Source organism: Campylobacter concisus (assembly GCF_002913745.1).
GTDB classification, from domain to species: domain Bacteria; phylum Campylobacterota; class Campylobacteria; order Campylobacterales; family Campylobacteraceae; genus Campylobacter_A; species Campylobacter_A concisus_R.
In genome coordinates this window covers 59,077-67,304 of the sequence record NZ_PPCG01000024.1, presented here as the reverse complement: position 1 = coordinate 67,304, position 8,228 = coordinate 59,077, and the positions used below count along the sequence as shown (strand labels likewise).

The window sequence follows — 8,228 nt, the reverse complement described above, 5'->3', positions numbered from 1 at the left end:
ATATTTCGTGATAATATTATTTTTGTCTTTATCGAAATAATAAATTTATATGTAGTAGCTACAAATACGATAAAATGGTTATTTTATAAGTGATTTTAGCTATCAAATCTCACTATATAACCTAAAATAAATCTTTATGTTTCTTTTAAGTAAATTTTACGTAAAGTTTCATTATTAATTTTTTTATTAATATAGTTGTTTTAAAAAATATTAAGAAATGAACCGGCGGTGCGTCTTAACGCTAATAAACTTATTAAAATAGGAAGTTATCAATGAGTGAAAAATTTACCAGAAGAGAATTTCTGCAAAGCGCCTGTATCAGCGTAGGTGCGCTAGCTACAACAGCTGGTGCGACCAATGTTTTTGCTGGCGAGTTGCCAAAGGGTAATGAAAATGGCTTGCCATCTGTTGATGTGCTAATAATCGGCTCTGGCGGTGCTGGACTTCGTGCAGCAACAGCCGTTCGCAAGCAATATCCAAACTCAACCGTCGTTGTCGCTACAAAGATGATGCCATCACGTAATGCGACCTGTATGGCAGAGGGTGGCATAAACGGCGTTACAGACTTTAGCAACGGCGACAGCTTCAAGCTTCACGCGTATGACACCGTAAAAGGTGCAGCTTATCTTGCTGATCAAGATGCGGTAGTGAAATTTTGCGAGGCAGCAGGCGCAGTCATCCACGAGTTAGACTACAACGGCATGCTCTTTTCTCGTAAAGATAATGGTGACGTGGCGTTTCGCTTCATGGGTGGCGCTAGCAAAAAACGCTGTAACTACGCAGCTGATAAAACTGGTCACGTTTTGATGCACGCCTGTCTTGACGACGCTATCACAGCTGGCGTTAAATTTCTAATGGACCATGAGCTACTTGAGATCGGTCTTGAGGATGGCAAAGTAGAGGGCGTCGTTCTTCGCAACATCCAAGATGGTCAAATTTACCCAGTTCTTTGCAAATCTCTAGTCATCGCAACTGGCGGATACACTAGAATTTTTTATAACCGCACATCAGTTCCATTTATAGCAACTGGTGATGGCATCGCTGCTGCGCTTAAAGCAGGTCTTGGTTTTGAAGACCCTGAGATGCTTCAGTTTCACCCAACTGGCGTTCAAAATGGTGGCACATTAATCACTGAAGCAGCCCGCGGCGAGGGTGGATACTTGTTAAACAACAAGGGCGAGCGCTTTATGAAAAACTATCATGAAAAGATGGAACTAGCTCCTCGTGACGTCGTCGCTCGTGCGATCGAGACAGAAATTCGCGAGGGTAGAGGCTTTGGCGAGGGCATGAGCGCTTACGTGCTTTGTGACGTTCGCCACCTTGGCAAAGATACTATCATGAAAAAGCTTCCTAAAATTCGCCACACAGCGATGCTTTTCCAAGACATCGACCTTATCGAGCAACCAGTGCCTATCCGTCCAACAGCTCACTACTCAATGGGTGGTATAGAGGTAGCTAAATTTGATGATATGAGCACAAAAATCCCTGGAATTTATGTAGGTGGTGAGGCTTCATGTGTATCTATCCACGGTGCAAACCGCCTTGGTGGAAACAGCCTAACTGACGCAGTTGTAACTGGCGATCTAGCTGGCAAGGGTGCTGGCGCTTACGCTCAAAATGCAAAATTTGCAAGCGGAAAGAAAACTTCTGAGCTAGCAAAAATGTGGGAAGATAAATTTAAATCTATCGCAACAGGCGAGGGCGGCGTAAATGATATGTACGCGCTTCGCGAAGAGCTTGGTAAAAACAACTGGGATCTAATGGGTATCTTTAGAACTGGCGCAAAACTTGATCAGCTCTCTAAAAACCTTGAAGCTATCCAAGCAAAATATGACACCCTTAAAGTGCCAAATCAAAACCCAGTCATGAACACAGCATTTACTGACTATGTCGAGCTTGGCAACCTTATACTTCTTTCTCGTGCAGCATGTCTTGCAGCTCAAAATCGTCTTGAGAGCCGTGGTGCTCACACAAGAGAGGACTATCCAAAAAGAGATGATGTAAATTTCTTAAAACACAGCATAGTCACACTAAAAGATGGCAAGCTTGAACTTAGCTACAAAGACGTTGTGACAGGCATATTTTCACTTGACGGCAAGAAGCCAGAGTAAGGAGCTAGGATGAAAATTATTATCGACCGTTTTGACGGAACTAAAAAATATGAATCAACTTATGAGCTAACAAATGAAGAGATCAAAGGCAAAACTCTTTTAACAGTGCTTCTTGATATCAAACAAAAAAAGGATGCGACGTTAAATTTCACAGCATCTTGCCGCTCAGCGATATGTGGAGCGTGTGCTGTTAGAGTAAATGGCCACTCATATCTAGCCTGTGATACAAAGATGAACGAGCTTTTAGCTGAGTATGACAACCCAGAGAGTATAAGAATTTCTCCACTTGGAAATTTCAGGGTCATCTCTGATCTTATGGTGGACTGGGAGCCAAGTATCGAAAATTTACGCAAGATCAAGCCTAGCATCACTGCTAAGTCAGAATTTAGCGCAGAAAAAGGCTGTAAGCAAAGTCAAAAAGAGTATGAAAAAGTAGCGCTTGAATGGGACTGCATACTTTGCGGTGCATGCGCTAGTGAGTGTAATAAACTTGAAGCTGATGCGAGCGATTATATGCAGCCATTTGTATTTGTTCATGCTTATAGAGCAGCATTTGACTCACGTAGCAAAGATCCTATGCCGCACCTAAAACCAGCTATAGATAATGGCCTTTGGATGTGTGTAAAGTGCCAAGAGTGCGCTGATCGCTGTCCAAAAGGCATAAGTGCATGCAAAGATATAACTGATCTTCGCATTATGGCTATACAAAAAGGCTTTGATGATGGTATGGGACCAGATCACGCTGAGGCGTTCTTAACTGATCTAGTTGATGGCTCAGGCAGACTAAATGAGGTTAGACTTGCACTTCGTTCAGAAGGCGTTATCAAAAATATGGGCAAACTAGACATCGCTGCAAACTTAATGCTTGCTGGCAAGATGAATCCGCTTCATATCTTTGGCGAAGAGGATATAGAAGGACATGATGATCTAGTAAAAATGATAAATGCGGCTCGCAAAGCTGCTAGTAAGGAGTAATTATGCAAAACGAATTCGCTTTTTTTCCAGGATGCGTACTCTCTCAAGCAGCTAAAGAGGCTAAGATGTCGCTTGAGGCTATCGCTCCGATACTTGGCTGGAAGCTTCATGAGATAAAGGGCTGGAGCTGCTGTGGTGCCCAACAAGCACAAGACGTCGATCCTATCGCTACACTTGTGGCAAATGCTAGAAATATAGCACTTGCTGAGCAGATGAATATGCCGATGCTTACTACATGCTCAACTTGTATGCTAACTCTAACAAGAGCTAAAACTACGCTTGATAAGGGTGCAAAGGACCGCATAAATACTTTCTTGGCTGAGGGCAATATGAAATATAATGGCTCAACCGAGATCACAAGCCTTCTTTGGGTGCTTTATCAAAACGTAGAAACGCTAAGAGCAAAGGTTGTTAAGCCACTTAGTGGGCTAAAATTAGCACTATTTTACGGCTGCCACAGCTTAAGACCTGAAAAAGATCTACACAACAGAGAAAGCTCAGTCAATCCAAAGAGCTTTGAAACTGTTGTAAGCGCACTTGGTGCTACTATCGTGCCATTTGAGAAAAGACTTGACTGCTGCGGCTTCCACGCTAGCTATCCAGCTGGAAAGTCAGTAAGAAAAATATCAAGCCAGATCGTAAATAACGCTGATCAAAATGGCGCAGACGTAGTTGTAACTCCGTGCCCACTTTGTCAAATGCAACTTGACATCTATCAAGAGAGATATCAAGATGAGAACCACTCAGATGTTAGAAAACCTATCATCCACCTCTCTCAGCTTGTAGGTCTTGCACTTGGTCTATCTGTCGAAGATCTAGGTCTTGATCTAAACATCATCGACGCTAGCAAGATAGCGTAAATTTTATCCCACGTCTTTTGGCGTGGGAGATTTGACTTACACAATTAAATTTTTAATGCAATAAAACAATAAATATAAGAAATTAAAAAATTTATAGAAGTAGAGTCAAGCCCAAATTTCTTTGGGCTTACAAATTTTATATAGCTTTTATCATCACTTTTGTTAGAAGTTCTGAAAATTTAGCTGGATTTTCTAGGCTCATACCCTCATTTAGCCTTGCCATATCAAGAAGCAAAGGCGCTATGTCATAAACCATTGCCTCATTTTTCTCAAGTTTTGCGAAAATTTCATGATCAGCATTGATCTCCAAGATCGGCTTAACTTTTGGAGCATTTGCGCCTTGTCCCATCTGTTTTAACATCTCTTGCATAGCGTAATCAGGGTCGTTTTTATCATATATTAGCACAGCAGCCGAGCTTGAAAGTCTTGAGCTTAGCCTAACGTCTTTAACCTCGTCTTTTAAGATCTCTTTCATCTTAACAAGCGTGTTTGCAACCTTGCTCTCATCGACCTTCTCATCGTTTTTGATCTCGTCATTTATATCAGCGTGTGAGATTGATTTTAGAGGTGTTTTGTCAAATTCATTTACCATTGGCATGACGATCGTGTCGATCTCTTCGTCCATTATTAACACTTCGATATCGTTTTTCTTAAAGCTCTCAAGAAGCGGCGAATTTCTTAGCATATTTTCGTTGTTGCCGCTGATGTAGTAGATCGACTTTTGATCCTCTTTCATCGCCTCTTTGTACTCTTTTAGGCTGATAAGTCCGTCTCTTTTTGAGCTTTTAAATAGGCAAAGATCCAAAATTTGCTCTTTTTCAGCGTTAAAGCCGTAAAGTCCCTCTTTTAAAACCTTGCCAAATAGTTTGTAAAATTTTATGTATTTTTCGCGGTCGTTATCTTTTACTTTTGCAAGTTCGCTTAAAATTTTCTTCACGCTCTGCTCTTTGACGCTTCTCATGATCGCATTTTCTTGTAAAATTTCACGGCTAACGTTTAGCGGCAGGTCTTCAACGTCGATCACACCTTTGATAAATCTTAAATACGGCGGCAAAAGCTCTTTTGCATCGTCAGTTATAAAAACCCTCTTCACATAGAGCTTCACGCCACTTTGATAATCAACCCTAAAGAGGTCAAACGGCTCGGTGCTTGGCACATAAAATAGTGTCGAGTACTCGATCTTGCCCTCAGCCTTTGTATGGATATAAAGGAGCGGATCGCTGCTGTCATGTGAAATTTGCTTATAAAAGTCGTTGTAGTCTTGCTCTTTTAAGCTAGCTTTATTTAGCCTCCAAAGCGCATTTGCCTTGTTTATCTGCTCGTTTTTGGTCTCATAAGTGCCCTCTTTTTCGCCTTCTTTTGGTGCGACATAGCTCTCTTTATCCATAAATATAGGATAAGGGATGTGGTTTGAATATTTTTTGACTATCTCTTCGATACGCCAAGAATTTGCAAATTCATCGTCGTTTAAATGGAGGATTATATCCGTACCAAAGCTATCTTTTTTAGCATCTTCGATCTCGTAGCTTTTTGCGTCAGATGTCCATTTATAAGCCTTCTCGCTTAGTGCTCGTTTACTTATGACTTCGATCTTGCTTGCCACCATAAATGCTGAGTAAAAGCCCACGCCAAACTGGCCGATCAGCGAGCTATCTTTTTTGGCATCACCACTTAAGCTTTGCATAAAACCCTTTGTGCCACTTCTTGCAATGGTGCCTAAATTTGCGATTAGCTCGTCTTTATCCATACCTATACCGTTGTCGCTGATGGTTAAAGTCTTAGCTTTTTCATCTACTTTGATGTCGATCCTTGGAGTATAGCTTAAGCTTTTATACTTTTCATCGGTCAAACATAGGTAGTTTAGCTTGTCAAGCGCGTCATTTGAGTTTGATATGAGCTCTCTTAAAAATATCTCTTTGTTTGAGTAAAGAGAGTGGATCATCAAATTTAAAAGGTCATTGACCTCGGTCTGAAATTCAAATTTATCTGCCATTTTCTTTTCCTTGTTTTAAAATTTTTGGCAGATTATAGCACAAAGTGATAAAAATATACTTAACCTTGATAGTAGTGCTATCAAGTTCTTTTATAAATTTTATAAAATATTCTAAAAGAGTTATATTTTATAAATAAAATAATAATACATATTTAAAAATTATTATTAATTATGGCTATTTGTATAGCTTTCATTTAAAATAGTAGTATAATCAAGACATAAATCCATAGGAGGGAATCAAATGAATTTACGAAGTATTTTGGTAAAAGTTTCAGCAACGATTGCTGTAGTCTTGGCGGTCTGTATGGCTTGTTTTGTTTTCTACACATCATATGTCTTAGAGCGTGAGATCAAGAATGGAGTGGTAACTACTGTTAAACAAAACGTTGCACTTGCAATGGATACGGTTGAACTATTTAACAAGGACAATGTTAATAATGCAGAGACGTTAATGAGCGTCTTTAAAGAGTTGGTTGGAAAAATCTCAGTTGATCATCAGATGAGTAAGACTGGCAATTACGAAGCACTTGAACTAGTCTCTCAAGGCGGTATTTTAAATAACAACTACGATATTATTGATAAATTTAGCAGAGCATCAAATGGCGGAATTTCAACCGTTTTTGCAAAATCAGGCGATAGCTTTTTAAGAGTAAGTACTGCCGTAACACAGCCAGATGGTAGCAAAGCTGTCGGCACACTACTAGATAAAAATAGTCCAGTTTATAAAAATGCAATAAACAAAGAACGATATGTAGGTGTTGTAAATTTATTTGGTCGCAACTATATGAGATATATGAGCCTATTGTTAATGGCAATGACGTTATAGGAATTTTGTATGTTGGTTACGACTTCACAAACGGTCTAGAGGATCTTAAAAAGACATTTGCTTCTATGAAGCTAGGTGAGCATGGATACTTCTCTATCTTTAATACAAAGACTAATAAATTTGATATCCACCCAAATCAAGCTGGTAAAGAGCTAAGTGGTGAGCTAAAAGCTACTATGGATAACATCACAAAAGAGAGAGAAGGTGCCAAACTTGTTGTAGCTGATGGAGTTGAAAGAATAGCGGCATTTAAACCATTTGACAAACTAGACTGGATTTTACTTGGTTCAGCTATTACAGATGATTTTTTAACACCTCTAAAAGTGGTTAGTAAAAACTTCATTATTGCAAGCATTATAGTTACATTGCTTCTTATAATAGTATCTATATTACTACTTAAAAAGATGGTTGCAAATCCTATTGATAGATTAGGAGCAAATTTAAATGCTATAACATCTGACTTTACGCTTAAAATCCCAATCTACGGCAAAGATGAGATTGCTAAGATAAGCAATGATATAAATGATTTTATAGAGAGAATAAGAGTACTTATAAGCGACACTAAAAATCTTTCAAATGAAAACAGCTCAGTTGCAAACGAGCTAAGCTCTACATCTCTTCAAACAGGTAAGCGTGTAGAAGAGTCAACTCAAATAGTAGAAGAGACAAATCAAAGATGTAAAGTAATGCAAGAGAATATGAAAGAGTCACTAGCAGTTGCTCAAGCTGGTAAAGATGACCTTCAAAAGGCAAGCACTCATATAAAAACAGCTACTGAAGCTATTAAATCTCTATCGTCTCAGATCGTTGATTCTGCTAATGTTGAAAATCAAATGGCTGGCAAGATCGAGCAGCTTAGCCGTGATGCTGAGCAGGTTAAATCAGTCCTTGTGGTTATCAATGACATCGCTGATCAGACAAATTTACTAGCTCTTAACGCAGCAATAGAAGCAGCAAGAGCGGGCGAGCATGGACGTGGCTTTGCAGTCGTTGCTGATGAGGTTAGACAGCTAGCTGAGAGAACTCAAAAATCTCTAACAGAGATAAATGCAACTATCAACGTTATCGTTCAAGCGATCAATGACAGCAGCGAGCAAATGGGCATCAACTCTAAACAAATTCAAGAGCTAACCCATGTGGCAAGTGACGTTGAAAAGACGATAAATGATATGAGCGCAACGATGAATAACGCCATAGCGATGTCAGATAAGACTATGCAAGACTACATCGCAACTGGTAAAAACGTAAATGAGATCATGGATGGTATCTCAGAGATCAATCAAATTTCATCTGAAAATGCTAGAAGCGTCGAAGAGATAGCTTCTGCAGCTGAGCATCTAAATAAGATGACAGATGCGCTAAATACTAAACTTAGCGTCTTTAGAACTTAAGTTTTTACCTCTTTTACTTCTTAAATTTAATGTTTTAGGTCTAGCGAGAGCTGGACCTTTTTAAATTTAAAC

At 39.4% G+C, this 8,228-nt stretch carries 5 protein-coding genes and 2 pseudogenes; 6 read left to right on the top strand and 1 reads right to left on the bottom strand.

Annotated features, from left to right (window positions below; genetic code table 11):
- Positions 1 to 272 precede the first annotated feature (272 nt).
- From sdhA to sdhE, 3 genes are read left to right on the top strand one after another with little or no spacing between them, the layout of a single operon-like run.
- Positions 273 to 2,111: an 8-methylmenaquinol:fumarate reductase flavoprotein subunit gene (sdhA, locus tag CYO90_RS03275; protein WP_103578429.1), complete on the top strand. Its 1,839-nt coding sequence runs from the start codon at positions 273 to 275 to the stop codon at positions 2,109 to 2,111.
- A gap of 9 nt (positions 2,112 to 2,120) precedes the next feature.
- A complete protein-coding gene (sdhB, locus tag CYO90_RS03270; protein ID WP_103578428.1) occupies positions 2,121 to 3,086 on the top strand; it encodes an 8-methylmenaquinol:fumarate reductase iron-sulfur subunit in 966 nt (321 codons plus the stop codon).
- Positions 3,087 to 3,088: 2 nt separating this feature from the next.
- A complete protein-coding gene (sdhE, locus tag CYO90_RS03265; protein WP_103578427.1) occupies positions 3,089 to 3,946 on the top strand; it encodes an 8-methylmenaquinol:fumarate reductase membrane anchor subunit in 858 nt (285 codons plus the stop codon).
- 136 nt (positions 3,947 to 4,082) lie between these two features.
- Here sdhE and htpG read toward each other — a convergent pair whose 3' ends face one another.
- Positions 4,083 to 5,939, bottom strand: coding sequence for a molecular chaperone HtpG (gene htpG, locus CYO90_RS03260; protein WP_103578426.1), 1,857 nt, complete (start codon positions 5,937 to 5,939; stop codon positions 4,083 to 4,085).
- Between the two features lie 304 nt (positions 5,940 to 6,243).
- Between htpG and CYO90_RS10180 the strand changes: the two genes are divergently transcribed.
- The 3 genes and pseudogenes from CYO90_RS10180 to CYO90_RS10170 form a co-directional block, all read left to right on the top strand.
- The gene (locus CYO90_RS10180) at positions 6,244 to 6,765 is read left to right on the top strand and encodes a Cache 3/Cache 2 fusion domain-containing protein (RefSeq protein WP_181000204.1); all 522 of its coding nucleotides are present in this window, start codon (positions 6,244 to 6,246) and stop codon (positions 6,763 to 6,765) included.
- Between the two features lie 5 nt (positions 6,766 to 6,770).
- Positions 6,771 to 7,028, top strand: a pseudogene (locus tag CYO90_RS10760) (Cache 3/Cache 2 fusion domain-containing protein); the annotation flags it as partial.
- A gap of 75 nt (positions 7,029 to 7,103) precedes the next feature.
- A pseudogene (locus CYO90_RS10170) lies at positions 7,104 to 8,156 on the top strand (methyl-accepting chemotaxis protein); the annotation flags it as partial.
- Positions 8,157 to 8,228 lie beyond the last annotated feature (72 nt).